Below are 26,250 nucleotides of genomic sequence, written 5' to 3' on the forward strand. Positions count from 1 at the left end.
ATCGTCACGCCGCGGCCGGTCCGTCGGGTGACGGGCCGGCCGCGGTGTGCGCGGGGGCGGGCGGGGCGCGCGGTGGTGGTCGCGCTACTTCTCGCTGACGCCCGCCGAGTCGAAGGTCGCGACCTCGTGCATGGCACGGGCGGCGCTCTGGACCAGGGGCAGGGCGAGCAGGGCGCCGGTGCCCTCGCCGAGTCGGAGGTCCAGGTCGACCAGGGGGCGCAGGCCCAGCTTGTTGAGCGCGGCCATGTGGCCGGGCTCGGCGCTGCGGTGGCCGGCGATGCAGGCGGCGAGCGACTCGGGAGCGATGGCGCGGGCGACGAGGGCCGCCGCGCCCGCGCTGACGCCGTCGAGGATGACGGGCGTCCGCAGCGAGGCGCCGCCGAGGATGAAGCCGACCATCGCGGCGTGCTCCAGGCCGCCGACCGCCCCGAGGACGCCGATCGGGTCCGCCGGGTCGGGCCGGTGCAGGTCGAGGGCGCGGCGTACGACGTCGACCTTGCGGGCGTGCATCTCGTCGTTGATGCCGGTGCCGCGGCCGGTGACCTCGGCCGGGTCGGCGCCCGTGTAGACGGAGATGAGGGCGGCGGACGCGGTGGTGTTCGCGATGCCCATCTCACCGGTGAGGATCGCCTTGTTGCCGGCGGCGACCAGGTCGCGGGCGGTCTCGATGCCGACCTCCAGGGCGGCGAGCACCTCCTCGCGGGTGAGGGCGGGGCCGGCGGTGAAGTCGGCCGTGCCGGCGCGGACCTTTCGGGGCAGCAGGCCGGGGGTGGCCGGCAGGTCGGCGGCGACGCCGACGTCGACGACGCACACCTCCGCGCCGACCTGGGTGGCGAAGGCGTTGCAGACGGCCCCGCCGCCGAGGAAGTTGGCGACCATCTGGGCCGTCACCTCCTGCGGCCAGGCGGTGACGCCCTGGGCGTGCACCCCGTGGTCCCCCGCGAAGATCGCCACGGCGGCGGGCTCCGGGATCGGCGGGGGGCAGCTCCGGGACAGGCCGCACAGCTGCGCGGAGATGATCTCCAGCATGCCGAGCGCGCCGGCCGGCTTGGTCATGCGCTTCTGCCGCTCCCACGCCTCGCCGAGCGCCTTGGCGTCCAGCGGCCGGACGGTGGCGACGGTCTCCTGGAGCAGGTCGTGCGGCTGCTCGCCGGGCAGGGCCCGGCGGCCGTACGTCTCCTCGTGGACGACCCACGACAGCGGGCGGCGCTTGGCCCAGCCCGCCTGCATCAGCTCCGGCTCCTCGGGGAACTCGTCGACGTACCCCACGCACAGGTAGGCGACGACCTCCAGGTGCTCGGGCAGGCCGAGGGCACGGACCATCTCGCGCTCGTCGAAGAAGCTCACCCAGCCGACGCCCAGGCCCTCGGCGCGGGCGGCGAGCCAGAGGTTCTCCACCGCCAGCGCGGAGGAGTACGGGGCCATCTGGGGCTGCGTGTGCCGGCCGAGGGTGTGGCGGCCGCCGCGGGTGGGGTCGGCGGTGACGACGATGTTGACCGGGGTGTCGAGGATGGCCTCGATCTTCAGTTCCTTGAACTGCTTGGCCCGGCCCTTGGGCAGCGACGTGGCGTACGCCTCGCGCTGGCGCTGGGCGAGCTCGTGCATCGTGCGGCGCGTCTCGGCCGAGCGGATGACGACGAAGTCCCAGGGCTGCGAGTGGCCCACGGACGGGGCGGTGTGGGCCGCCTCCAGGACGCGGAGCAGCACCTCGTGCGGGATCGGGTCGCTGCGGAAGCCGTTGCGGATGTCGCGGCGCTCGCGCATGACGCGGAGGATCGCCTCGCGCTCCTCGTCGGCGTAGCCGGGGGCCGGCGGGCCGGCGGGGACCGCCGCCTCGGGGGCCTCCGGCGCCGCGGCCGGGTCCTCGGCGGGTGCCGCGTCCGGGACGGGGACCGCGTCCCCGGCGGGCTGCGGCTGCGCGGCGGCCGGTTCTTCCAGGGGCTGCGGCTCGGCGGCGGCCGGCTCTTCGGCGGGGGCCTGCCGTACGGCAGCCGGGTCCTCGGCGGGCGGGTCGGCGGGCGCGGGCTCGGTGGCCGGGGCGGCTTCGGGCGCGGGCGCGGCGGCCGGGGCCTCCTCCGTGGGCTGCCCGGCGGCCTCGGTGGGCTCGACGGCGGCCTGACCGGCGGTGGCCGGGGCCTGCTCGGCGGGCTGGACGTCCGTCGCGGGCTCCGTCGGCGCGGGCGCCTCGGCCTGGAGCTCCACGGGCACGACGGCCTCGGGCTCCACGGGCACGACGGCCTCGGGCTCCACGGGCACGACGGCCTCGGCGACGGGAGCGGCCGTCTTGGAGGGCACGGAGGCCGGGGCCTCGGGTGCGGCCGGGGCGGGCGCGGGGGCCTCCGGGACGGCGTCCGGGGCGGGCGCGGCGGCCTCTTCCGCGGCCGGGGCCGCCGGTGCGGCGGCCTGCGGCTCGGGCGCCGGGGCCTGAGGCGCCTCCGCCACCGGCTCGGCCGCGGGCGGCTGCTCCGGCTGCGGAGCCGGTACCGGCTCGACGACGACGGCCTGCGGCTCGGTCGGTGCCGGCGTCGGGACCTGCGGCGCCTTTGCGTCCGGGGTCATGGCCTCCGGGGAGACGGCCTCCGGGGCCTGCGCGGGCTCGGCGGCCTGCTCCGGCTGCTCCGGGGTCGGGGCGGCCTCCACGGGGGCCTCGGCCGTCTCGGGGCCCTGGGCCGCCTCGGGGGTCTCGGGGGCCTGCTCCGGGGCGAGGGCCTCCTCGGGCGCCGGCACGGGGGGCGTGACCGGCTGCTCCGGGTGCGCCGGGGCCGCCGGGGGTGCCGGTGCCCCGGGCGCCTGTGCCGCGGAGATGGCCTGGTGCTCCGGTGCCGTGGCGTCGCGCGGCGCGGGAACCGTCACCACCGGCTGCGGGGCCTGCTGCTCCGTGGCCTGCGGGACCGTCACCGCCTGCTCGTCGACCGGCGCCTCGGGCGCCGCCGGGGCCGGAGCCGGAGCGAACTGCGGGGGTGCCGCCTGGTCGGGAACGACCGTTTCTGCTGGGGCGGGAAGCGGGTGGTGAGCCTGCTGTGACGCGTGCGGCTCCAGCGGCTGCAGGGCTTCCTGCGGCTGCTGCGGCTGCTGTGGCTCCTGCGGCCACGCCTCGGCGCCCTGCGGCGAGGCGTCGACGTGCTGCGGGACCTCGACCGGCTGCGCCACCGGGGCGGCCGGGGCCGTGTGGGGCGCGTCCAGGTACTCCAGGCCGCTGGTCGGCGGGGACTGGACCGGCGCGGGCGCGGCCGGGACGGGGGCGGGGCCGCGGTCGGCGAGCGAGCGGACCACGCCGGCCGTGCCGTCGGGGGTCGGCGGGCCCATGTGGAGCGGACGCCGGGGCTGCTGGCTCTGGGGCTGCGGGCTCTCGGCGGCCGGCGCGGGGATCCGTACGGCGCCGAGGTCGACGGAGCCGGAGTCCCGGCCGCCCGCCTCGTGGGCGCCGGTCTCGTGCGGCTCGTACGCGGGGGCCGGGGCCTCCTGGACGAGCGGCTGGTACCCGAGGTGCTCGGCCGGCGGTACGGCCACGGGGGGCGCGGGGACGACACCGGGCTGCGGCTCCGTCCAGGCGCCCTGGGCACCCGGCATCAGCAGCAGGTCGTCGTCTTCTGGGGTGGTGTCGGAGGGGTCGAGGAAGGTGTACGCACCCGGAGCGGGCATGCCCGGCTGCTCCACCATGCCTGCGTTCTCCGGCTGCCCCTCGCCCGGGACCTGGCCGGTGTCAGTCATGCGTACCCCTCGCCCATCGGTTGTGCTCCTTCAGACTTCCGCCCGCCGTGAAGAACGAGCGTGCGCGCCGCGCGGCACGAACGGCGTGCGGACACACTGCATTCTCGCCGCCTTCGGGCCCCGTGGCAGCGGCTTCCGCCACGGTCGGCTGTGGACTGCGCCACGTCGCGCGTCCCCCTCCCACGTCCCGCCGCCCGGCGCCCCTCTCCGGGGCCCCGTCCCCGGGTGTGGTCCGGGTGCCGCCCGGCGGTGGCCGGAGGGCCGCCGGACGTCCGGCGCGGTGGAACGGTCGGCCAGCCTACCTGGCCTTCCGTAGTGGGGAGATCACGGGGCGGGTCTGCGGCCGGCGACGAGGAAGGCCACGGACCGGGCGCGTTCCGACCAGGTGTCCGGGTCGAGGTCGACGGACTGGAGCAGGACGCACTCGACGGCGTAGCCTCCGGCGGCCAGGGCCGCCGCGGCGGCTTCGGCCTCGTCGCGGGTGCCGGCGTGCGTGACGATGCGCTCCGGGCGGCGGTCGGCGCAGGCGGCGACGACGTCCGCTCCCCCGCCGCCGACGCGGACGACGTCCGGCTCGGGCAGGCGCTCCAGGACGTAGGGGGCGCGGCCGGCGACGACCTGGAGCTGGACGCCGGAGCGGCGGGCGGCGGCCTCCGCGCGTGCGCAGGCGGCCGGGTCGGCGTCGACGGCGATGACGGCGGCGCCGAACCGGGCGGCCTCGGCGGCGAAGGCGCCGGATCCGGTGCCGATGTCCCACACGAGGTCGCCGACGCGCGGGCCGAGCCGGGCCAGCTGGGCGGCGCGCAGTTCGGGGGTGCGGCCCGGGGCGGGGGCGGTGTCGTCCTCGTACGCCTCGGGTGGCAGGCCCCAGCCGCGGACCGGGCCGGGGTCCGGGCCCATGAGCCAGCCGCCGCCGGGGGGGCCGGAGCCGCCGATGGAGATGACGACGTTGGGGTCGCGCCAGGTGTGGTCGGCCGCCTTGTCGGAGGTGAGGACGGTGACCTGTTCGCGTTCGGTGCCGAGGGCCTCGCAGATGACGAAGGTGCGGTGCACCCCTTCGAGCAGCAGGGCGAGTTCGGCGGGGCCGGCGCCCGGGGAGGTGAGGACGGCGACCTTGGGGTGTGCGCGGCAGACGTTGACGGCGCGGCGCAGCGTCCGGGTGTGGGCGACGACGACGCGGGCGTCGTCCCAGGGCATGCCGGCGCGGGCGAACGCGGCGGCCACCGAGGAGACGGCGGGCACGACCTCGACCTCCAGGCCGTGTTCGGGAGCGCGCAGGGTGCGCACGACGCCGAAGAAGCCCGGGTCGCCGTCGGCGAGGACGACGGCGGTGCCGCGGTGGCCGGCGATGCGGCGGGCGGCGAGGTCGACGCTGCCGAGGCGGATGCGCTCGGCCCGCTCGGGGACCTCCGGGAGCCCGAGGTGGTGGGCGGCCCCGGCGACGAGGGTGGCGGCCGACAGGGCGCCCCGCGCGGCCGCGGTGAGGGGCGAGCCGTCCCATCCGATCACCGTGACCCGGTCGGCCATCTTCGTCAGTCTCCTGGGGTGTCGATGCAGGTCGGGGCAGGGGCGAGCGTACCGGTTCGCGGGGTGCGGAAGGGGGTGGGCGCGGTCAGTTCCAGTCGGTGTACGACGGGTGCCGCGCGTCGCTGTACCGGCCGGTGCCGCCGTCGAGGTCCTCGGGGAGGAGGCTCCAGACGATGAGGTCGGTCCTGATGTCGGTCCATCCGCCGTCCTCCGTCTGGGCGCGGGCTATCCAGGCGTTGCGCAGGACGCCCTCGCTGATGCAGCCGATCTTCTGGGCGACCTGCTGGGCGGCGGTGTTGCCGGCGGCGGTGCGCATCTCCAGGCGCTCGAAGCGCTGTTCGCTGAAGAGCCAGCGGGCGACGGCGAGGACGGACTCGGTGGCGTACCCCTCGCCGCGGGCCCAGGGGGCGGTGACGTACGCGATCTCGGCGGAGCGGACGGTCCAGTCGGTCCGGCTGAGCCGGACGGTGCCGACGAGGCGGTGGGTGAGGAACTCGGTGACGGCGAGGACGAGTCCGCGGCCGCCCGTGCGCTGGGCGGGGGCGGCCCGGCGCACCCACTGCTCGGCGTGGGCGGTGGTGTAGGGGTGCGGGGCGTCGGTCCAGGCGACGACGAGTTCGTCGTTCATCATCTCGACGTGCGCGGGGACGTCCGTCTCCTCGTAGGGGCGCAGCACCAACCGTTCCGTGCTGATGGAGACGTCCGGAAAGGTGAGGGTCATGCGCAACTCCATGCCGATGGCCGGGGACTGGGGGTGAGGGCCGTGAACGGACAGCATGCAGCATGAAGCGGTCCGTGTGCAGGGCGGGACGGGAAGGGCCCCGCGCACCGGGTGGTGCGCGGGGCCCTTCCCGGTGCCGCCGTTACCCGGCGGCGCCGAACGCGGGGGTCACCGAGCCCTTGTAGGTGGCCTCGATGTACTTCTTGACCTCGGGCGAGTTGAGGAGCTGGGCGAGCTTCTTCACCCGCGGGTCGTCCTCGTTGCCCTTCTTGACGGCGAGGAAGTTGGCGTACGGGTTGCCCTCGGACTTCTCCAGGGCGAGGGCGTCCTTCGCCGGGGTGAGCTTGGCCTCGATGGCGTAGTTGCCGTTGATGACGGCGGCGTCCACGTCGCTCAGGGCGCGGGGGACCGTGGCGGCCTCCAGCTCCTTGATCTCCAGGCCCTTCTTGTCGGTGATGTCGGAGAGCTTGGCGTCGGCTCCGACACCGGGCTTGAGGACGATCACGCCGTTGTCGGCGAGGAGCTTGAGGGCGCGGCCCTCGTTGGTGGTGTCGTTGGGGACGGCGACGGTCTGGCCGGGCTTGAGGTCCTTGAGGGACTTCGCCTTCTGCGAGTACAGGCCGAGCGGCTCCAGGTGGACGTCGACCACGGGGACGATGGTGGTCCCGTTCTTCTTGTTGAAGTCGTCCAGGTACGGCTTGTGCTGGAAGTAGTTGGCGTCGACCTGGCCGTCCTGGGTGGCGGTGTTCGGCAGGACGTAGTCCGTGAACTCCTTGACCTCCAGCTTGAGGCCGGCCTTCTGCGCGAGGTTGTCCTTCACGTACGTGAGGATGTCGGCGTGCGGCGTGGGGGACGCGGCGACGACGAGCGGCGCGGAGGCGTCGCCCGCGGCGCCGGCGGCCGCCGGGTCGGAGGCGGTGCCGCAGGCGGTGAGGCCGAGGGTGAGGGCGGTGATGCCGCCGAACGCGGCGATGGTCTTGACGGTGTTACGCACGAAGAGTGCCTCTTTCTGGGGGTACGGACGAGGCCCGGACAAGGAGTGCGGGCCCTTTCTCCCTCGACGCCGGGCGCCTGCCGGACGGGGCGGGCGCCGGTCGCGGGAAGTCGTGGGGTGCGCCGGTCTCAGGACGCGGTGCGGCCGCGGCGGGCGAGGAGACGGACGACGCCGTCGCCGACCAGCTGGACGACGGTGACGACGACGATGAGGATCACCACGGTGACCAGCATGAACGCGGTGTCGAAGCGCTGGTACCCGTAGGTGATGGCCTTCGAGCCGAGGCCCTCGCCGCCGACGGCGCCGGCCATGGCGGAGTAGCCGATGAGGACGATGACGGTGGTGGTGACGGCCGAGACCAGGGACGGCAGGGCCTGCGGCAGCAGCACCTTGCGGACGATGGTCGGGACGGAGCCGCCCATGGACTGGACGGCCTCGACCAGGCCGTGGTCGACCTCGCGGACGGCGGTCTCGACGAGCCGCGCGAAGAACGGGATGGCGCCGATGGCCAGGGGCACGATCATCGCGGTGGGGCCGATGAAGGTGCCGACGACGAGCTTCGTGAACGGGATCAGCGCGATCAGCAGGATGATGAACGGCAGCGAGCGGCCGATGTTCACGACGGCGCCGACGACCTTGTTGACGACGGTGTTGCGCAGCAGTCCGCCCTTGTCGGTGAGGACGAGGAGGAGGCCCAGGGGCAGTCCGCCGAGTACGGAGACGACCGTGGCCCACAGGACCATGTAGAGGGTGTCGATGGTGCCCTGGGTGAGCAGGGGCTGCATCTCGGACCAGGTCACTTCGCGACCTCCTCGGCGGCCGGGCGCGCGGCGGGGGCCTCGGCGGCCTCCCCGGCGGGGGGTTCGGCGGCGGGGGCCGCGTCGTCGACCACGTCGACCTGGAGGCCCTGTTCGCGCAGGAAGCCGACGGGGACGACGTTCTCGTCGTAGCGCCCGGGGAGCTCGATGCGCATGCGGCCGATCTGCCGGCCGCCGACGGTGTCCATGGCGGCGCCGAGGATCGATATGTCGATGTTGTAGGTGCGGGCCAGCTGGGAGACGACCGGCTGGGTCGCGGCCTCGCCGTGGAAGGTGACGTCGACGACCGTGCGGTCGGGGCCGGTGGCGTGGCCGCTGACCGGGAAGAGTTCCGCGGCGAGTTCGGAGCCGGGGGTGGCGAGGAGTTCGGCGACGGTGCCGGACTCGACGACCCGGCCCCTCTTCATCAGCGCGGCCGAGTCGCAGACGGTCTTCACGACGTCCATCTCGTGGGTGATCAGCAGGACGGTCAGGCCCAGCTGCCGGTTGAGGTCGCGCAGCAGCTGGAGGATGGAGCGGGTGGTCTCGGGGTCGAGGGCGCTGGTGGCCTCGTCGGAGAGCAGCACCTTCGGGTTGCCGGCGAGGGCGCGGGCGATGCCGACGCGCTGCTTCTGGCCGCCGGAGAGCTGGCCGGGGTACGCCTTGGCCTTGTCGGCGAGGCCGACGAGGTCGAGGAGTTCGAGGGCGCGGCGGGAGCGCTCGGCGCCGGAGGCGCCGAGGATCTCCAGCGGCAGTTCGACGTTGTCCTGGACGGTGCGCGAGGACAGCAGGTTGAAGTGCTGGAAGACCATGCCGATGCGGCTGCGCGCCCGGCGCAGGTCCTTGCCGGCGCGCGGGCCGCGGCCGGCGAGGGCGGTGAGGTCGGTGCCGTCCACCGTCACGGTGCCGGAGGTGGGGCGTTCGAGGAGGTTGACGCAGCGGATCAGCGAGGACTTGCCGGCGCCGCTCTGGCCGATCACGCCGAACACCTCGCCCTCGCGGACGTGCAGGTCGACGCCGTCCAGAGCGGTGACCTGGCGGCCTCGCGACTCGTAGACCTTGGTCAGGCCCTTGGTGGTGATCACAGGGGGATTCCGTCACTGTCGAGTGCACGGCGCGGGTTCGGCCGGGCACGGGGCATTCGTCGGTCCGACGGGCGGCGCGGTGCCGGTGGGCGGGTGCGCGGGGCGGGCGCGGTCCGGTGGTACGACAGCACGCGGACGCGGCCGACTGCTTCGCCGTCGGGTCTCTCGCTTCGGGGCGCGAGGCTCGGTCGGGGGCCCTCTAGAAGGCGCACATTCGACACGGACGACGAGCACCGGGCGCGGTGATCGCCTCGGTCGCAGGGATGCGGATGCTCGTCGTGGTCATGGCGCCAGTAAACCAGACCCCCTCCGGCGCCGATCCGGGCTGTCCGCATAGCGGACAGGTTCCGTACGACATGTGGACGGTCAGGGCGCAGCGGAAGCCTCCGCTCCGCCCGTCGCTCCCGCCTGCCCGCCCCGCCGGCCTGCGTCGACGCGCCCACCGCCGCACCCGCCCCCGCGCGGCGCTCCGGCCGCGGGATCGGCCGCGGCCGGGGTGCGCTGTGGTCAAGACCACGTGGTGGACGGGGGCGCCCGCAGCCGGGGTTTTCGTCCGTAATAGTCTCGCCCCATGCTCAACGCCCTGACGCTCACCGTGTCCCTGGCCGCGCTGGCCCTCGCCGCGTGGTGCGGTGCGGCCGCGTACCGGGACCAGCCGACGAAGGACTGGCACTTCATCGGCATGGCCGTGGTCACCGTGCTGGCGCTCGCGCAGCTGGTCGTCGGCGTGGTGCGGCTGGCCCAGGGCGGCCGGGCCGAGGAGGGCACGGCGATCTTCGTGGCGTATCTGCTGGGGGCGTTCTTCGCGGTGCCGGCGGCGGGCTTCATGTCGCTGGTCGAGCGGAGCCGGTGGGGGTCGGCGACCGTCGCCGCCGGTGCCGTGGTCCTGGCCGTGCTGGAGGTACGCCTCCACGACATCTGGTGGGAGGGCTGAGATGACGGCCGAGCGGTTGGTCAAGGGACCCGGCATGCTGCTGGTGTGGTTGTACGGGGTGATGTCGGTCGGCGCGGTGTCGCGCTCCGCGTACCAGATCGCCACCGAGTTCGACCGGGCGCCGCTGGCGTACTCGCTGTCGGCGGTGGCCGCCGTGGTCTACGTCTTCATCACGTACACGCTGGTGCGCGGCGGCGAGACCGCCCGCCGGGCGGCCCTGGTGTGCTGCGCCGCCGAGTTGGTGGGCGTGCTCACCGTCGGCACGTGGACGCTGCTGGACCCGGCGGCCTTCCCCGACAGCACGGTCTGGTCGGAGTTCGGCTACGGCTACGTCTTCATCCCGGTCCTGCTCCCGGTGACCGGGATCCTGTGGCTGCGCCGCGCCCGCCGGGTCGCCCCGGTCGGCTGAGGTCTCGCCGGTCGGGGTACCGCCGGCCGGGCGCAGCCCGCCGGGGTCCCGTCCGTGCCGACCGGGCAGGCGCCGCCCGGTCGGCGGGGCTCCGGGCCGGGGCCCCGGGGGCTCGGGTCCGCTAGGCGGCCTTCTCCAGCGTCAGCAGCGTGCGTCCGGGGGCGACCCGCTCGACGCCGACCGTCTCGTACCCCCTGCCGCGGTACAGCCGCAGGTTGCCGTCGCCGCGGTGGCCGGTGAGCAGCCGGAACCGCTTGGCGACGCCGGCGCCACCGGTCGCGAAGTGCTCCTCGATCGCGTCGAGGAGCCGGCCGCCCAGGCCGTGGCGGCGCAGCCGGGGGTGGACGATGAGCCGGGTGATGCGGACGGTGCCGGTGTCGTCGACCTCGCCGCGCACCGAGGCGACGATCTCGTCGCCGAGGCGGGCGACCAGTGCGTGGCCGCGCTCCAGCTCGGCCGTCAGGTCGTCCAGCGGCTGGGTGAGCGGCTCGATGGTGTAGTCGCCGCACAGCTCGGCTTCGCCCTGGTAGCACAGGTACTGCAGCTTGAGGATGTGTTCGGCGTCCTGCGCGCTTGCCGCTGAGATGGTCACGCTCATGCCCATGTGTGCATGCCTCCGGCTCACCTGATACGCCCTGTCGGTCTACCGCACCCTTCCCCGATGGTCGGGAACGGCAACCTCTGCCGCCAGCATTCTGCGCAGGCATCCCAGGCAACGGGAACGCATCGGCCCCAAGCTGCCCTGTGAGATACCCAACTTCCCTGCGATTTCACGGTAGGTGGGGTCACTCGGCGACAACATCGCAGACAGCAGCCGCTGGCAGCGGGCGGGCGCGCGGCGTACGGCGGAGCGCAGCGCGCGACGGCGCTCGGCGTCCAGCGCGGCGCGCTCGGGTACGGACCCGGCTCCCGGCCCGGGGCCGGAGCGGGCGTCGGGCTCCCGCCCGTACGGCAGCTCCCGTACGGCGGCGCGGCGGGCGCGGCGCGCCTCGGCGCGGACGGCGCGGCGCAGCCAGCGGGCGGGGTCGTCGGGGACGCCGGCCCCGTGGAGGCGCTCCAGCAGCCGCAGCCAGACGGCCTGCTGGAGGTCGCGGGACTCGACGCCCGCCGCGGCGGCCTCCGCGTCGGACTCGGCGGTGAGGAGCCGGGTGAGGGAGTCGACGAGGTCGGGGACGGCCGGCGGGTGGGCTGCTGGTTCACGGGGCGTCATGCCGGGCACGACACGCGACGGCCCGGTGGTGGTTGCCGGGAGGGCGGTGGTTCGCCCGATGGTGCGGCAGCCGGGGCGTACGGGTGACGCGGCGGGCCGCTCCGCGCGGGGCGGCCGGCGCCGACCGCCCCCGCCGGGCGCGTGACCCGCGGGGTGACCCGCGGGGTGGTCGGCGGGGTGGTCGGCGGTGGGCGTCAGCGGGCCCGGTGGTCGGCGGCGGCGAGCAGGCCCGTGTCGGGCTGGTCGGTGAAGATGCCGTCGATGCCGGTGGCGAAGTACGCCCGGTACGCGCCGAAGACGTCGCCGTACGCCGCCGGGTCGGTGCCGCGCCGGAAGTCGGCCGGCAGGAAGGTGTTCTCGTTGCGCACCGTGTAGGGGTGCAGGACCAGGCCCCGGGCGTGGGCGTCGCGCACGAGCGTGGTGGGCTCGCCGAGCCGGCCGTCGGCACCCTTGGGGATGACGAGGTCCAGGAGCGGGCCGATGCCCTGCGCGAACGAGGCGATCCACGCGAGGCCGCGCGGGGTGACGAGGTCGGCGACGGTCCGCGGGTCCCCCGTCTGCACGAAGTCCCAGGGCCGGTCCTCGGGCGTCCACAGCAGGACGACGCGCGGCGTGCCGACGAGCCCCGCCATGCGCCGCATGCTGGTCGGCTCGAACGACTGGAGGAAGGTCGGCGAGTCCGCGCGGTGCCGGCCGTAGCGGCGCAGCAGCCGTGCGAGGCGCTCCTCCAGCCCGAGCCCGAGGCCGCGGAAGTACGTGGGGTGCTTGGTCTCGACGTGGAGCCAGACGGGCCGCCCGCGCTTGCGGCCCTCCGCCTCCGCCCAGCGGAGCACCTCCTCGAAGGTGGGTACGGTCCAGCGGCCGTCGTAGAGGGTGTTGTCGGGGCGCGTGCCCGGGATGCGCTCCTTGGCGCGCAGCGTCTTCAGCTCCGCGAGGGTGAAGTCCTCGGTGAACCAGCCGGTGAGGGACTGGCCGTCGACGGTCTTCGTGGTGCGCCGGGAGGCGAACTCGGGGTGGTCGGCGACGTCGGTGGTGCCGGTGATGTCGTTCTCGTGACGGCACACCAGGTGGCCGTCACGGGTGGGCACGAGGTCCTGCTCGATCACGTCGGCGCCCATGTCGAGGGCCAGCTGGTAGGAGCCGAGGGTGTGCTCGGGCCGGTAACCGCTGGCGCCGCGGTGGGCGATGACCGCGGGGACGGGCAGCCCGCGGGGGGACGGGCGGTGCCCCGCCGCCCCGTCGCGGCCGGCGGGCGCCGCCGAGGCCGTACCCGTGCCGGCGGCCGCGCCTGTCAGCGCCGCCGCCGCTCCCAGTACGGTCCGGCGGGCGGGGCTCCTGCGCGCCTGAGTCATGAAGGCTCCTCCACTGAACGTTTCTTCGGTTTCACCCCGTCGGGCGCGGCCGATCGTAGGGGGCTGCCCCGTCCGAGCGGGAGACCCCGGGCGAACACGGGGAAAACGTCCGTCAACACCGGGTACCGGTCCGGTCAACCCGGCGTGCGGACGGACGTGACCCACGAGTATCGTCCTCACCTGCACAGATTTCGTCGGCCGTGCCGGACCGCGACCACGACCACGACCGCTCACGACACCGGAGGACTCGTTGTCCCGCTTCGCGCTCATCAAGGCAGTGCTCGGCCCGGTCCTGCGGCTGATGTTCCGGCCGCAGGTGGAAGGCGCCGACCAGATCCCCGGGTCGGGGCCGGTCATCCTGGCGGGCAACCACCTGACCTTCATCGACTCGATGATCCTGCCGCTGGTGGTGGACCGCCAGGTGTGCTTCATCGGCAAGGACGAGTACGTCACCGGCAAGGGCTTCAAGGGCCGGCTGATGGCGTGGTTCTTCACCGGCGTCGGGATGATCCCCGTGGACCGCGAGGGCGCGGGCGCCGCCGTGGCCGCGCTGCACACCGGGCGCCGGGTGCTGGAGGAGGGCCGGATCTTCGGCATCTACCCGGAGGGCACCCGCTCCCCCGACGGCCGGCTGTACCGGGGGCGTACCGGCATCGCGCGGCTGACGCTGATGACCGGCGCGCCGGTGGTGCCGTTCGCGCTGATCGGCACGGACAAGCTCCAGCCGGGCGGCGCGGGGCTGCCGCGCCCGGGCCGGGTGACGGTGCGCTTCGGCGAGCCGATGGAGTTCTCCCGCTACGAGGGCATGGACCGCGACCGGTACGTGCTGCGGGCGGTGACGGACTCGGTGATGGCGGAGGTCATGCGCCTGTCGGGGCAGGAGTACGTGGACATGTACGCCACCAAGGCGAAGGCCGCCTGACCGCACGTCCGCTGACGGGCCGTCGTACGCGGGGGTCCCGAGGGCCGTCCGGTACGCCGAGGGCCGCACCCCCCGGGGGTGCGGCCCTCGGCCGTGTCGGGCGCCGCCGTACCCGCCCCGCGCACCGGTCACGGATGCTCGACGCCCTCCTCCAGGCGCTGGCCGCGCAGCAGGAACCAGGCGGCCACCGCCGTGGCGAGCAGGACGGCCGCGCCGAAGCCGGCCGCGATGCGCAGGCCCTCGACGAAGGCGTGCTGGGCCGCGGTCAGCAGCGCCTCGGCGGAACGTTCCGGCAGCACCTTGGCCGCCTCGACGGCACCGCCCAGCGACTCGTGCGCGGCCGCCGCCGTGCCGGCGGGTACACCGGGGGGCGTGGGGAAGTCCCGGTAGACCCCGGTCACGACGGAGCCCAGCAGGGCGATGCCGAGCGCGGCTCCCAGCTCGTACGCCGTCTCCGACACCGCGGACGCGGCGCCGGCCTGCTCCTTGGGGACGCTGGAGAGGATGACGTCGGCCGTGACGGTGAAGGCGAGGCCGGCGCCCACGCCCACGACCAGCAGGGAGACCCCCAGCACCGGGTAGCCGGTGGTGCGGTCGAGCACCGTCAGCGCGGCCAGGGCGAGGCCGACCGCGGCGAGGCCGCCGGCCACGACGGACCGCACGGAGAAGCGGCGCGCGGCGATGCCCGCGAGCAGTCCGGCGCCGACCGCGCCGAGCGCGGCGGGCAGCTCGGCGAGGCCGGCCTCCAGCGGACTGCGCCCTTGCACCAGCTGGAGGAACTGGGAGAGGAAGAAGATCAGCCCGGAGAGGCCCAGGATGGTCAGCAGGTCGGCGAGGACGGCGCCGGAGAAGCCCCGGTGCTGGAAGAGCCGCATGTCGAGGAGGGGCGCCGGCAGCCGGAGCTGGCGGCGGACGAACCAGACGAGCGCGCCCGCGCCGATCGCGGCGGCGGCGAACACGTCCGCGCGGGCGCCGTGCGCGGCCGCTTCCTTGATCGCGTAGACGACGGCGATCATGCCGACCAGGGACGTGGCGACGCTGGGCAGGTCCCACGGTCCGGGCGCGGGGTTCTTCGACTCGGGGATGTACTTCAGGCCGACCACCACGAGCACCGCCATGACGGGCAGGTTGATGAGGAAGACCGAGCCCCACCAGAAGTGCTCCAGCAGGAAGCCCCCCACGACGGGGCCGACGGCCGCGCCGGCGGAGGCCATCGCGCCCCAGATGCCGATCGCGAAGCTCCGCTCGCGCGGGTCGTGGAAGAGGTTGCGGATGAGCGCCAACGTGGACGGCATGAGCGTCGCACCCGCGACGCCGAGCAGCGCCCGCGCGGCGATCATCATCTCGGGGCTGGTGGCGTAGGCGTTGAGGACGGAGACCGCGCCGAAGGCGGTCGCGCCGGTGAGGAGCAGCTTCTTGCGGCCGATGCGGTCGCCGAGGCTGCCCATGGAGACGAGGAGGCCGGCGATGACGAAGGAGTAGACGTCGCCGATCCACAGGAGCTGGGTGCCGGACGGCTTGAGGTCCTCGCTCAGGTACGGGGTGGCCAGCCCGAGCACGGTGGCGTCCACCGCCACCAGCAGCACGGCCAGGACAAGTACGGCCAGCGCGAGCCAGCGGCCCGGGCGCCGTGCGATGTCCGCTTCCTGGGTCCGCTGTTCGGTTCCGGTCACTTCTCCACGCTCCTGCGTGCTCCGCCGAGCAGCAACTCGACGATCATGTACTGGAAGTCCTTGCCCGCGACGCGGCCGTCCTGGACGGCCCAGGCGCAGGCGCCGACGAGGCCGTAGAGCGCCTCGGTCAGCCAGGCGGGGGTCAGGTCGATGCGGAACTCGCCGCCCTCCTGGCCGCGACGGAACAGCGCCGAGACGCGGGCGTCGAGGCGGGCCCAGCCCTCGTTGACCTGGTCGCCCTCGAAGAGCTGGTTCTCGGTGACGAGGAACGACAGCAGTCCGGCGACCGGCTCCACGCCGGCGACCAGGCGCCGCAGGGCGTCCTCCGCGCGGTCCTCGTCGAGCCGGGCGGCGTCCAGGGCCGCCTCGAACTCCTGGATCCCGAGCGCCTCCAGGGCCCTGACCAGCGCGTCCCGCCCGGCGAAGTGTCGGTGCAGGGTCGCGCGGCCGATGCCGGCGGCACGGGCGACCTCGTCCATGGTGGCGGTCGCCTTGCGGGAGAGGAGGGCGGCGGCGGTGCGCAGCACCTGCTCACGATCGACTGTCATGAGACGAGCCTAACTCAAGTGAGACATGAATGTCTCATTCGATATTCGAACGACTCATTCCCCGGACGGTCGGCAGCCCCCGACGCAGGGGACGGCCCCGCACGGACCTTCCCGGCGGAAGACCCCCGGGGCGCGGCGCAGGGGGCGGTGGAGCGGGAAGCACAGCGCCGCCGCCCGGCTGCGGGCGGCGGCGCTGTGACGCGGAGGCGGAGCTACTTCTTGGCGGTGGCCCAGGCCTGCTGGATGACGAGGTCCGCCTTGACCTCCGCGAGCTGCGCGGCGACGGCGGAGGGGGCCGTGCCGCCCCGGCCGCTGCGGGAGGCGAGGGCTCCGGGGACGTCGAGGACCGTCCGCACCTCGGGGGTCAGGTGCTCGGAGATCTTCGCGAACTGCTCGTCCGTGAGCTGGTCCAGCTCGATGCCCTGCGCCTCGCACTCCTTGACGCACTCACCGGCGACCTCGTGCGCGACCCGGAACGGCACGCCCTGCCTGACCAGCCACTCGGCGATGTCGGTGGCGAGGGAGAAGCCGGCCGGGGCGAGCTCCTCCATGCGCTCCCGGTTGACGGTGAGCGTCGCCATCATGCCGGTGAAGGCCGGCAGCAGGACCTCCAGCTGGTCGCAGGAGTCGAAGACCGGCTCCTTGTCCTCCTGGAGGTCGCGGTTGTACGCGAGGGGCAGCGCCTTGAGCGTCGCCAGGAGTCCGGTGAGGTTGCCGATGAGGCGGCCCGACTTGCCACGCGCCAGCTCGGCGATGTCCGGGTTCTTCTTCTGCGGCATGATCGAGGAGCCGGTGGAGAAGGCGTCGTGGAGGGTGACGAAGGAGAACTCCTTCGTGTTCCAGATGATGACCTCCTCCGCGATGCGCGAGAGGTTCACCCCGATCATCGCCGTGATGAAGGCGAACTCGGCGACGAAGTCCCGGGACGCGGTGCCGTCGATCGAATTGCCGACGCTGCCGTTCTCGAAGCCGAGGTCCCGCGCGACGGCCTCCGGGTCGAGCCCGAGCGACGAGCCGGCGAGCGCGCCCGAGCCGTACGGGGAGACCGCCGTGCGCTTGTCCCACTGGCGCAGCCGCTCGGCGTCCCGGGAGAGGGACTGGACGTGGGCGAGGACGTGGTGGGCGAAGAGCACCGGCTGCGCGTGCTGCAGGTGCGTGCGCCCCGGCATCGCGACGTCCGGGTGGGCCTCGGCGAGGCCGACGAGGGCGCCCTGCAGGTCGGCGAGGAGGCCGCCGATGATCCGGGCGTGGTCGCGCAGGTACATCCGGAAGAGGGTGGCGACCTGGTCGTTGCGGGACCGGCCGGCCCGCAGCTTGCCGCCGAGGTCGGGGCCGAGCCGCTCCAGCAGACCCCGCTCCAGCGCGGTGTGGACGTCCTCGTCGGCGACGGTGCCGACGAAGGAGCCCTCCGCGACGTCCGCCTCCAGCCGGTCGAGGCCCGCCAGCATGCGCGTGAGCTCGTCGGCGGTCAGCAGCCCGGCCCGGTGCAGCACCCGCGCGTGCGCGCGGGACCCGGCGATGTCGTACGGCGCGAGGCGCCAGTCGAAGTGGACGGACGCGGAGAGTTTCGCCAGCGCCTCGGCCGGGCCGTCGGCGAACCGGCCGCCCCAGAGCCGGACGTCACCGTTGTTGCTGCTCACTGCGGAAGCTCCTCGGGTCGGGAGGGATGGGTGGTGCGGATGCGCGTCCGCCTCCCCGCCGCGGCACGGGCGGGGAGGCGGACGCGCTGCCGAACGAGCCGTGATCAGGCCAGGTCACGCTTGGCGGCGATCTTCGCCGACAGGCTGAAGATGTCGATGAAGCCCTGGGCCTTCGACTGGTCGAACGTGTCACCCGTGTCGTAGGTGGCGAGGTTGAAGTCGTACAGCGACTGCTCGGACCGCCGGCCCGTGACGACCGCGCGGCCGCCGTGCAGGGTCATCCGGATGTCGCCGGTGACGTGCTGGTTGGCCTCGTCGATGAAGCCGTCCAGGGCCCGCTTCAGCGGCGAGAACCACAGGCCGTCGTAGACGAGCTCGCTCCAGCGCTGCTCGACCTGCCGCTTGTACCGGGCGAGCTCCCGCTCGACCGTGACGTTCTCCAGCTCCTGGTGGGCGGTGATCAGCGCGATGGCGCCCGGGGCCTCGTAGACCTCGCGGGACTTGATGCCGACGAGCCGGTCCTCCACCATGTCGATCCGGCCGACGCCCTGGGCGCCCGCGCGCTCGTTGAGCTGCTGGATCGCCTGGAGGACGGAGACGGGCTTGCCGTCGATCGCGACCGGGACGCCTGCCTTGAAGGAGATGACGACCTCGTCGGCCTCGCGCTGCACGGCCGGGTTGGAGGTGTAGTCGTAGATGTCCTCGATCGGCCCGTTCCAGATGTCCTCCAGGAAGCCGGTCTCGACGGCCCGGCCGAAGACGTTCTGGTCGATGGAGTACGGGGACTTCTTGCTGGTGGCGATGGGCAGCTCGGCCTTCTCGGCGAAGGCGATGGCCTTGTCCCGGGTCATCGCGTAGTCGCGGACCGGGGCGATGCACTTCAGCTCCGGGCCGAGGGCGGCGATGCCGGCCTCGAAGCGGACCTGGTCGTTGCCCTTGCCCGTGCAGCCGTGGGCGACCACCGAGGCGCCGTGCTTCTCGGCGGCGGCGACGAGGTGCTTGACGATCGTCGGCCGGGAGAGCGCCGAGACCAGCGGGTACCGGTCCATGTACAGGGCGTTCGCCTTGATCGCCGGGAGGCAGTACTCCTCGGCGAACTCGTCCTTGGCGTCCGCGACCTCGGCGTCCACGGCACCGCAGGCGAGCGCGCGCTTGCGGATGACGTCCAGGTCCTCGCCGCCCTGGCCGACGTCCACGGCGACGGCGATGACCTCGGCGCCCGTCTCCTCGGCGATCCAGCCGATGGCGACGGAGGTGTCCAGGCCGCCCGAGTAGGCGAGTACGACGCGCTCGGTCACGGGTTTCTCCTTAGCGGTGCATCCAACGATGGGTATAACTATGCAGACCTCCGTATGCTTTGTCAAAACAGCAGGTCACAGCGCCGCGTCAGCGCTCGGTCCCATGGGGAGAGAAGGGGGGCGGAGTGACGGGGCACCCCCGCAGGGGTCGCGGCGGCGGTCGGCCCACGCCACGGCGCCGGGGCCGCCGGGTCCGGGGAGGTGACCCGCCGCGGCACCGACCCACCCCGCCGTCCCGGGCCCCGGACGGACGTGCCGAAGGGCGCTGGCGCGGCGACCGGCCGTACGGTCGGGACATGCGCCCCGGACTCCTCCTCGCCGCCGTCCTGCTGCTCCTGCCGGCCCACTCCCCCGCCCGCGCCGACGCCCCGGCGCCCACCGCGCCGCGATCGTCCGTCGCTCCCCCGGCGCGGGCCGCGGAGGGCGCGCAGTTCCTCACCGCCGAGGCCCCGCACGCGCGGGCCACCTCGGGAACGGTCACCTGGTGGGAGCGGCGCGCGGGGGCGTGGGCGCGCGCCGGCTCCGCGCCGGCCCGGTTCGGCGCGGGCGGGCTGGTCCGCGGCGACCGGCGCGAACAGGGCACGTCGACCACCCCCGCCGGCGTGTACGACCTGCCGTTCGCCTTCGGGATCGAGGCGGCGCCGGCCGGGACGTCGTACCCCTACCGGCGTGTCACGCCCTCGTCGTGGTGGTGCCAGGACAACGCGTCGGCGTCCTACAACCGGTGGGTGGACCCCCTGCCCGCGGACTGCCGCGCCGGCGAGGCCGAGCACCTGGTGTCGTACGGGACGGCGTACGCCCACGCGCTGGTGATCGGCTTCAACTACGGCCGGCCGGTGCGCGGCCGGGGCGCCGGCATCTTTCTGCACGTGAACGGCGCCGGCGCGACCGCCGGGTGCGTGTCGGTGCCGGCGGAGGCGATGGCGCGGATCCTCGCGTGGGTGCGCCCCGACGCCCGGCCGCGCATCGCGATCGGATGGTCCGGCGCCTGACCCCGCCGTACGACGAAAGGCCCCTGCCTCACCGGCGCCGCCGGCCGCAGCGCCCCTGAAGCCCTACCGGTCGTTCTGCGCCAGGCGCAGCAGGTGGTCGGCGAGCGCCTGCCCGCCGGCCGGGTCGCGGGAGATGAGCAGCAGCGTGTCGTCGCCCGCGATGGTGCCGAGGATCGCGTGGAGCTCGGCCTGGTCGATGGCGGAGGCGAGGAACTGGGCCGCGCCGGGCGGGGTCCGCAGGACCACCAGGTTGGCGGACGCCTCGGCGGAGATGAGGAGTTCACCGGAGAGGCGCCGCATGCGCTCCTCCTTCGCCGACTCGCCCAGCGGCGCCTGGGGCGTGCGGAAGCCGCCCTCGCTCGGTACGGCGTAGATCAGTTCGCCGCCCGTGTTGCGGATCTTCACCGCGCCCAGTTCGTCGAGGTCGCGGCTGAGCGTCGCCTGGGTGACGCTCAGCCCGTCGTCCGCGAGGAGCTTGGCCAGCTGGCTCTGCGAGCGCACGGGTTGCCGGTTGAGGATGTCCACGATCCGGCGGTGGCGCGCCGTGCGGGTCTGCGGGACGGAAGGTCCGCCATGGCCGTTGTCCTGCGCCTCGGTCATCGTTGTGTCATTCTCCGGCTCGTGTCTCCCCGTAGGTCTGGTCCAGGACGCCGGGCAGCACCCGGAGGAAGGTGTCCGCCTCCTCGTCCCCGATGACCAGCGACGGCATGAGCCGTACGACATCGGGGGCGGGCGCGTTCACCAGGAGGCCGGCGTCCTGAGCCGCCTGCTGCACCTGGGGCGCGAGGGGCTCGGTGAGCACGATACCCAGCAGGAGGCCCGCGCCGCGGACGTGGGAGACCAGCGGGTGGCCCAAGGCCTCGATCCCGTCCCGCAGCCTCTCCCCGAGGCGCTTGACCTCGTCGAGGGCTCCGTCGGCGCCGAGGGTGTCGAGCACGGCGAGACCGGCGGCGCAGGCGACGGGGTTGCCGCCGAAGGTCGTGCCGTGGTGACCGGGCTTCAGGAGCTCGGCCGCCTCCCCGAAGGCGACGGTCGCGCCGAGGGGCAGGCCGCCGCCGAGGCCCTTGGCCAGGGTGACGACGTCCGGCTCGATCCCGTGCGCCTGGTGCGCGAACCAGTGGCCGCACCGGCCGATGCCGGTCTGCACCTCGTCCAGGACCAGGAGGGTGCCGGTGGCGCGGGTGATCGCGCGGGCCGCCTCCAGGTAGCCGGCGGGCGGCACGACGACGCCGTTCTCGCCCTGGACGGGTTCGACGACGACGAGGGCGGTGTCGGTGGTGACGGCCTGCTCCAGGGCCGCCGCGTCGCCGTACGGGACGTGCGTCACGTCACCGGGCAGCGGCAGGAACGGCTCGCGCTTGCCGGGCTGCCCGGTGAGCGCGAGGGCGCCCATCGTGCGGCCGTGGAAACCGCCGGTGGTCGCGACCATGTGGGGACGGCCCGTCAGCCGGCCCAGCTTGAAGGCGGCTTCGTTGGCCTCGGCACCGGAGTTGGCGAAGTAGACCCGCCCGGGGCGGTCGAAGAGCCCCAGCAGCCGTTCGGCGAGGGCGACCGGCGGTTCGGCGACGAAGAGGTTGGAGACGTGGGAGAGGGCGGCGATCTGGTCGGAGACCGCCTTGACGACCGCCGGATGGGCGTGGCCGAGCGCGTTGACCGCGATGCCGCCGACGAAGTCGAGGTACTCGTTCCCGTCCGCGTCCCAGACGCGGCTGCCGGCGCCGCGGACGAGCGGGAGGCGGGGCGTGCCGTAGTTGTCCGTCATGGCGGACCGCCAGCGCCGGGTGAGCCCTTCGTTGCTCATGCGGGTGCCTCCTCTGCGTCGGCCACGACCATGGTGCCGATGCCTTCGTCGGTGAAGATCTCCAGCAGGATGGAGTGCTGCACGCGCCCGTCGATCACGCGCGCGGTGCGGACGCCGTTGCGCACGGCGTGGAGGCAGCCCTCCATCTTGGGGACCATGCCGCTGGACAGCTCGGGCAGCAGCTTCTCCAGCTCGGTGGCGGTGAGGCGGCTGATGACCTCGTCGCTGTGCGGCCAGTCCTCGTACAGTCCCTCGACGTCCGTGAGGACCATCAGGGTCTCTGCGCCAAGCGCCGCAGCGAGTGCCGCAGCCGCCGTATCAGCATTGACGTTGTAGACATGTCCGTCGTCCTCCGAGCGGGCGATCGACGACACCACGGGGATCCGCCCGTCGGCGAGGAGCGCCTCGACGGCTCCGGTGTCGATGGCCGTGACCTCGCCGACGCGGCCGATGTCGACGGCCTGCCCGTCGATGAGCGGCCTGTGCCGGGTGGCGGTGATGGTGTGGGCGTCCTCGCCGGTCATGCCGACGGCGAACGGCCCGTGCCGGTTGAGCAGGCCGACGAGTTCGCGCTGGACCTGCCCGGCGAGCACCATCCGGACGACGTCCATCGCCTCGGGGGTGGTGACGCGCAGGCCCGCCTTGAACTCGCTGACCAGACCGTGCCGGTCGAGGGCGGCGCTGATCTGCGGTCCCCCGCCGTGCACGACGACGGGCTTGAGGCCGGCGTGGCGGAGGAAGACCACGTCCTGCGCGAAGGCCGCCTTCAGGTCGTCGTCGACCATGGCGTTGCCGCCGAACTTGATGACGACGGTCTTGCCGTGGTGGCGGGTGAGCCAGGGCAGGGCCTCGATGAGGATCTGCGCCTTCGGCAACGCGGTGTGCTTGCGGGTGCTCATGAGCTGTAGGCGCTGTTCTCGTGGACGTAGTCGGCGGTGAGGTCGTTGGTCCAGATGACGGCGGACTCGGTGCCGGCCGACAGGTCGGCGGTGATGGTGACCTCGCGGTAGCGCATGTCGACCAGGTCGCGGTCCTCGCCGACGGACCCGTTCCTGCAGACCCACACGCCGTTGATGGCGACGTTGAGCCGGTCCGGTTCGAAGGCGGCCGCGGTGGTGCCGATGGCGGACAGCACCCGGCCCCAGTTGGGGTCCTCGCCGTGGATGGCGCACTTGAGGAGGTTGTTGCGGGCGATGGAGCGGCCCACCTCGACGGCGTCGGCCTCGGTCACCGCGTTCACGACCTCGACCCGGATCTCCTTGGAGGCGCCCTCGGCGTCGCCGATCAGCTGCCGGCCGAGGTCGTCGCACACCTCGCGCACGGCCTCGGCGAAGTCGTCGTGGGCGGGGGTGAGGCCGGTGGCGCCGGAGGCGAGGAGCAGGACGGTGTCGTTGGTGGACATGCAGCCGTCGGAGTCCACCCGGTCGAAGGTGGTGCGGGTGGCCTCGCGCAACGCCTTGTCCAGGTCGGGGGCCGCGACGTCGGCGTCGGTGGTGAGGACCACGAGCATGGTGGCGAGGCCGGGGGCGAGCATGCCGGCACCCTTGGCCATGCCGCCGACGGTCCAGCCGTCGCGGCTCACCACGGCGGTCTTGTGCACCGTGTCGGTGGTCTTGATGGCGATGGCGGCCTTCTCGCCGCCGTGCTCGGAGAGGTCGGCGGCGGCCTTGTCGATCCCCGGGAGGAGCCGGTCCATGGGGAGCAGCACCCCGATGAGGCCCGTGGAGGCGACGGCGACCTCGCCCGCGCCGATGCCGAGGACCTCGGCGGCCTTCTCGGCGGTGGCGTGGGTGTCCTGGAAGCCCCGGGGGCCCGTACAGGCGTTGGCGCCGCCGGAGTTGAGGACGACGGCGGTCAGCTCGCCGGTCCTGAGGACCTGCTCGGACCAGAGGACCGGGGCGGCCTTGACGCGGTTGGAGGTGAAGACGCCCGCGGCGGCGCGGCGGGGGCCGGTGTTGACCACGAGGGCCAGGTCCGGGGTGCCGTTCTCCTTGATCCCGGCGGCGATGCCCGCCGCCGTGAACCCCTTGGCTGCCGTGACGCTCACTGTGTGTCTCCGTTCGCTTCTCCACCCGCGCGGCACGTGGGCGCGGGCATCGTCGTCGTCCGCGGCGCGGCGGCCGCGTGCGCTCCCCCGGTCGTCGCCGGGCGGGGCTCCCGGGTCGTCGCCGGGCGGGGCTCCCGGGTCGTCGCCGGGTGGCGCTCCGGGGTCGTCGCCGGGCGGGGCTCCCGGCTCGTCGCCGGGTGGCGCTCCCGGCTCATGGGGCGAGCCCGACCGTCGGGAGCCCGGTCTCCTCGGGAAGTCCGAGGGCGATGTTCATGCTCTGCACCGCGCCGCCCGCGGTGCCCTTCGTCAGGTTGTCGATGGCACTGACGGCGATGACGCGCCCCGCCGCCGGGTCGTGGGCGACCTGCACCTGCACGGCGTTGGAGCCCTGGACGGACGCCGTGGCCGGCCACCGCCCCTCCGGCAGGAGGTGCACGAACGGTTCGTCGGCGTACGCCTTCCGGTACGCGGCCCGCACGTCCTCCGCCGTGGTGCCGGGCCTCGCCTTGGCACTGCACGTGGCGAGGATGCCGCGGGACATGGGCGCGAGGGTGGGCGTGAACGACACGGTGACGGGCTCGCCGGCGACCGCGCGGAGGTTCTGCGCCATCTCGGGCGTGTGCCGGTGGCCGCCGCCGACGCCGTAGGGCGACATCGAGCCGATGACCTCGGCGCCGAGCAGGTGCGGCTTGAGCGCCTTGCCCGCCCCGGAGGTGCCGCTCGCGGCGACGACCACCGCCTCGGGCTCGGCGATCCCGGCGGCGTAGGCCGGGAAGAGGGCGAGCGTCACGGCGGTCGGGTAGCAGCCGGGCACCGCGACGCGCCTGGACCCCTCCAGCGCGGCGCGGGCGCCCGGCAGCTCGGGGAGGCCGTACGGCCAGGTCCCGGCGTGCGGGGTGCCGTAGAACCGCTCCCAGTCGGTGGCGTCCGCCAGTCGGAAGTCGGCGCCCATGTCGACGACGAGCACCCGGTCCCCGAGCCGCTCGGCGACCTCGGCGGACCGGCCGTGCGGCAGGGCCAGGAAGACGACGTCGTGGCCGGCGAGCACCTCGGGGGTGGTCGGCTCCAGGACGCGGTCGGCGAGCGGCAGGAGGTGCGGCTGCAGGGCGCCGAGCCTCTCCCCGGCGTTGGAGTTGCCCGTCAGGGCGCCGATCTCCACCCCGGGGTGGGCGAGCAGCAGGCGGAGGAGCTCTCCCCCCGCGTACCCGCTCGCACCGGCCACTGCCACACGTACCGCCATCGGACCCTCCTCGTCGATGGCATGACTATACGCAGCTATGCAGTTTTATGCAAAGGCCATGTGAGGGGGTGCGGGACGAGCGGTAGCGGTCCGGGCCGACCCACCCGGGGTCATGGCGCGTGTGCGGACGCGGGGCGCGCGGGCCGGGGCGCCTCGGGCTGCGCGTCAGGACGGGGCGAGGACGCGGAACTCGTGGCCCTCCGGATCGACCAGGCACGCCCACGGGACGTCGCCCTGCCCGAGGTCGAGGTCCGTGGCGCCGAGGGCCCGCAGCCGGGCCACCTCCGCCGCCGCGTCGTCGCCGGGGTATGGCGACAGGTCGAGGTGGACGCGGTCCGGCGTGGTCTTCGCGTCAGGCGTGCGGAGGAACTCGAGGTACGGGCCGACGCCCTCGGGGGAGCGCAGGGCCGCGTGGTCGTCGGTCACCTCGCGCACGGTCCAGTCCGTCGCCCCGCCCCAGAACCGGGCCATGGCCCGCGGGTCCGCGCAGTCGACGACCACCGCGGCGATCGACCCGGTGTCCCGGTAGGTCTCCCGGGGCTCCAGGACGCAGAACTCGTTGCCCTCCGGGTCGGCGAGGACCGTCCACGGCACCTCGCCCTGGCCCACGTGGGCGGGCGTCGCACCGAGAGCCCTCAGGCGCGCGACCAGCCGCGCCTGATGGTCCGCGGAGGTGGTGGCGAGATCGAGGTGCACACGGTTCTTCGTCGTCTTGGCTTCCGGCACGGGGACGACGTCGATGCGGACGGCGACCGGGTCCGGCCGGACGCGGTCGCCGACGGGTCCGACGCAGGTGGCCACGCCGCGGCGGCGGGCACTCCACCCGAGCGCCTCCGCCCAGAACCGGCCGACCGCCCGGGCGTCCAGGGCCTTCACGTTCACCTGCACGGGTCGCAGCGCCATGCCGGCGATCCTATGCACCGGCCCACCGACGGACCCCCGCGCCGCCCCCGGACTCCGGTGGGGGGAGAGCGGGCGGGCCCGGCGGCGGCGCGCCGGGCCCGCTCGGGGATCAGATGGTGATCATCAGGGTGCCACCGTCGAAGTACGTGCCCATGTTCTTGCGCACGGACACGTTGCCGCTCGCGGCCTCGTGGACGAACAGGTCGGCCTTGCCGTCGCCCGTCGCGTCACCGAAGCGCAGGCGCCCCGCGTCCGCGCCGGTCACGAAGCGGCCCCAGCCGGCGCTCCAGTGCGTACCGCCGTCGAAGTACGTGCCCATGTTCCTGCGCACGGCGATCTTGCCGTCCGTGCCGTGCACGACCAGGTCCGCCTTGCCGTCACCGGTGATGTCGGCGAAGTACAGCCGCCCCATGTCGCTGCCGTCCACGAAACGGCCCCAACCGGCG

General features: G+C 74.3%; 24 protein-coding genes. 4 read left to right on the plus strand and 20 right to left on the minus strand.

Annotated features, from left to right (window positions below):
• Positions 1–84: 84 nt before the first annotated feature.
• The 6 genes from cobT to ACF053_RS23800 all read right to left on the minus strand — a co-directional run bounded on the left by cobT (position 85) and on the right by ACF053_RS23800 (position 8,835).
• Positions 85–3,711, minus strand: coding sequence for a nicotinate-nucleotide--dimethylbenzimidazole phosphoribosyltransferase (cobT, locus tag ACF053_RS23775; RefSeq protein ID WP_391955799.1), 3,627 nt, complete (start codon positions 3,709–3,711; stop codon positions 85–87).
• A gap of 324 nt (positions 3,712–4,035) precedes the next feature.
• A complete protein-coding gene (gene cbiE / locus ACF053_RS23780; RefSeq protein WP_391955800.1) occupies positions 4,036–5,238 on the minus strand; it encodes a precorrin-6y C5,15-methyltransferase (decarboxylating) subunit CbiE in 1,203 nt (400 codons plus the stop codon).
• A gap of 85 nt (positions 5,239–5,323) precedes the next feature.
• The gene (locus ACF053_RS23785; protein WP_391955801.1) at positions 5,324–5,959 is read right to left on the minus strand and encodes a GNAT family N-acetyltransferase; all 636 of its coding nucleotides are present in this window, start codon (positions 5,957–5,959) and stop codon (positions 5,324–5,326) included.
• A 142-nt stretch (positions 5,960–6,101) separates the two neighbouring features.
• Positions 6,102–6,953 carry a MetQ/NlpA family ABC transporter substrate-binding protein gene (locus ACF053_RS23790; protein WP_391955802.1) on the minus strand — a complete coding sequence of 284 codons (852 nt, stop codon included), beginning with the start codon at positions 6,951–6,953 and terminating at the stop codon, positions 6,102–6,104.
• Between the two features lie 128 nt (positions 6,954–7,081).
• Positions 7,082–7,753, minus strand: a complete 672-nt coding sequence (locus tag ACF053_RS23795) for a methionine ABC transporter permease (RefSeq protein ID WP_058942931.1) — start codon at positions 7,751–7,753, stop codon at positions 7,082–7,084.
• Positions 7,750–8,835: a methionine ABC transporter ATP-binding protein gene (locus ACF053_RS23800; RefSeq protein ID WP_391955803.1), complete on the minus strand. Its 1,086-nt coding sequence runs from the start codon at positions 8,833–8,835 to the stop codon at positions 7,750–7,752. The genes ACF053_RS23795 and ACF053_RS23800 overlap by 4 nt, the downstream gene beginning before the upstream one ends.
• A 571-nt stretch (positions 8,836–9,406) precedes the next feature.
• Between ACF053_RS23800 and ACF053_RS23805 the strand changes: the two genes are divergently transcribed.
• Positions 9,407–9,769 (plus strand): hypothetical protein, encoded by a 363-nt coding sequence (locus tag ACF053_RS23805; RefSeq protein WP_058942929.1) that lies wholly within the window; start codon positions 9,407–9,409, stop codon positions 9,767–9,769.
• A gap of 1 nt (position 9,770) precedes the next feature.
• On the plus strand, positions 9,771–10,178 hold the full coding sequence (locus ACF053_RS23810) for a hypothetical protein (protein ID WP_391955804.1): 408 nt from the start codon (positions 9,771–9,773) through the stop codon (positions 10,176–10,178).
• Positions 10,179–10,299: 121 nt separating this feature from the next.
• On the opposite strand, the gene ACF053_RS23815 is transcribed toward ACF053_RS23810, so the two are convergent.
• The 3 genes from ACF053_RS23815 to ACF053_RS23825 all read right to left on the minus strand — a co-directional run bounded on the left by ACF053_RS23815 (position 10,300) and on the right by ACF053_RS23825 (position 12,740).
• Positions 10,300–10,782 (minus strand): GNAT family N-acetyltransferase, encoded by a 483-nt coding sequence (locus ACF053_RS23815; protein ID WP_391955805.1) that lies wholly within the window; start codon positions 10,780–10,782, stop codon positions 10,300–10,302.
• A gap of 39 nt (positions 10,783–10,821) precedes the next feature.
• Entirely contained in the window at positions 10,822–11,388 is a 567-nt protein-coding gene (locus tag ACF053_RS23820; RefSeq protein ID WP_391955806.1) for a sigma-70 family RNA polymerase sigma factor, read from the minus strand.
• Positions 11,389–11,582: 194 nt separating this feature from the next.
• On the minus strand, positions 11,583–12,740 hold the full coding sequence (locus tag ACF053_RS23825; RefSeq protein ID WP_391955807.1) for a glycerophosphodiester phosphodiesterase: 1,158 nt from the start codon (positions 12,738–12,740) through the stop codon (positions 11,583–11,585).
• A 250-nt stretch (positions 12,741–12,990) separates the two neighbouring features.
• Here ACF053_RS23825 and ACF053_RS23830 point away from each other — a divergent pair, with 250 nt between their 5' ends.
• Positions 12,991–13,662: a lysophospholipid acyltransferase family protein gene (locus ACF053_RS23830; RefSeq protein WP_391955808.1), complete on the plus strand. Its 672-nt coding sequence runs from the start codon at positions 12,991–12,993 to the stop codon at positions 13,660–13,662.
• A 128-nt stretch (positions 13,663–13,790) separates the two neighbouring features.
• Here the strand turns inward: ACF053_RS23830 and ACF053_RS23835 are convergent, their stop codons facing one another.
• The 4 genes from ACF053_RS23835 to ACF053_RS23850 all read right to left on the minus strand — a co-directional run bounded on the left by ACF053_RS23835 (position 13,791) and on the right by ACF053_RS23850 (position 18,821).
• On the minus strand, positions 13,791–15,335 hold the full coding sequence (locus ACF053_RS23835; RefSeq protein ID WP_391955809.1) for an MFS transporter: 1,545 nt from the start codon (positions 15,333–15,335) through the stop codon (positions 13,791–13,793).
• Entirely contained in the window at positions 15,332–15,883 is a 552-nt protein-coding gene (locus ACF053_RS23840) for a TetR/AcrR family transcriptional regulator (protein ID WP_391955810.1), read from the minus strand. Before ACF053_RS23840 ends, ACF053_RS23835 begins: the two co-directional genes overlap by 4 nt.
• Before the next feature lie 212 nt (positions 15,884–16,095).
• Positions 16,096–17,523 carry an argininosuccinate lyase gene (gene argH, locus ACF053_RS23845; protein WP_391955811.1) on the minus strand — a complete coding sequence of 476 codons (1,428 nt, stop codon included), beginning with the start codon at positions 17,521–17,523 and terminating at the stop codon, positions 16,096–16,098.
• A 104-nt stretch (positions 17,524–17,627) separates the two neighbouring features.
• The gene (locus ACF053_RS23850; RefSeq protein ID WP_391955812.1) at positions 17,628–18,821 is read right to left on the minus strand and encodes an argininosuccinate synthase; all 1,194 of its coding nucleotides are present in this window, start codon (positions 18,819–18,821) and stop codon (positions 17,628–17,630) included.
• 296 nt (positions 18,822–19,117) lie between these two features.
• Between ACF053_RS23850 and ACF053_RS23855 the strand changes: the two genes are divergently transcribed.
• Positions 19,118–19,813: a L,D-transpeptidase family protein gene (locus ACF053_RS23855; protein WP_391955813.1), complete on the plus strand. Its 696-nt coding sequence runs from the start codon at positions 19,118–19,120 to the stop codon at positions 19,811–19,813.
• A 63-nt stretch (positions 19,814–19,876) separates the two neighbouring features.
• Here the strand turns inward: ACF053_RS23855 and ACF053_RS23860 are convergent, their stop codons facing one another.
• The 7 genes from ACF053_RS23860 to ACF053_RS23890 all read right to left on the minus strand — a co-directional run.
• Complete coding sequence (locus ACF053_RS23860; RefSeq protein ID WP_058942918.1) at positions 19,877–20,413, minus strand: arginine repressor; 537 nt, start codon at positions 20,411–20,413, stop codon at positions 19,877–19,879.
• A gap of 7 nt (positions 20,414–20,420) precedes the next feature.
• A complete protein-coding gene (locus tag ACF053_RS23865; protein WP_391955814.1) occupies positions 20,421–21,614 on the minus strand; it encodes an acetylornithine transaminase in 1,194 nt (397 codons plus the stop codon).
• Positions 21,611–22,513, minus strand: a complete 903-nt coding sequence (gene argB / locus ACF053_RS23870) for an acetylglutamate kinase (RefSeq protein WP_058942916.1) — start codon at positions 22,511–22,513, stop codon at positions 21,611–21,613. The genes ACF053_RS23865 and argB overlap by 4 nt, the downstream gene beginning before the upstream one ends.
• On the minus strand, positions 22,510–23,661 hold the full coding sequence (gene argJ / locus ACF053_RS23875) for a bifunctional glutamate N-acetyltransferase/amino-acid acetyltransferase ArgJ (protein ID WP_391955815.1): 1,152 nt from the start codon (positions 23,659–23,661) through the stop codon (positions 22,510–22,512). Before argJ ends, argB begins: the two co-directional genes overlap by 4 nt.
• A gap of 211 nt (positions 23,662–23,872) precedes the next feature.
• Positions 23,873–24,901, minus strand: a complete 1,029-nt coding sequence (gene argC, locus ACF053_RS23880) for an N-acetyl-gamma-glutamyl-phosphate reductase (RefSeq protein ID WP_391955816.1) — start codon at positions 24,899–24,901, stop codon at positions 23,873–23,875.
• Between the two features lie 165 nt (positions 24,902–25,066).
• Positions 25,067–25,804: a VOC family protein gene (locus ACF053_RS23885; RefSeq protein WP_391955817.1), complete on the minus strand. Its 738-nt coding sequence runs from the start codon at positions 25,802–25,804 to the stop codon at positions 25,067–25,069.
• 109 nt (positions 25,805–25,913) lie between these two features.
• A partial coding sequence (locus ACF053_RS23890; protein ID WP_391955818.1) for an FG-GAP repeat domain-containing protein occupies positions 25,914–26,250 on the minus strand: 337 nt, incomplete at its 5' end.

The sequence above is a fragment of the Streptomyces kanasensis genome (genome assembly GCF_043077165.1).
Classification (GTDB): domain Bacteria; phylum Actinomycetota; class Actinomycetes; order Streptomycetales; family Streptomycetaceae; genus Streptomyces; species Streptomyces changanensis.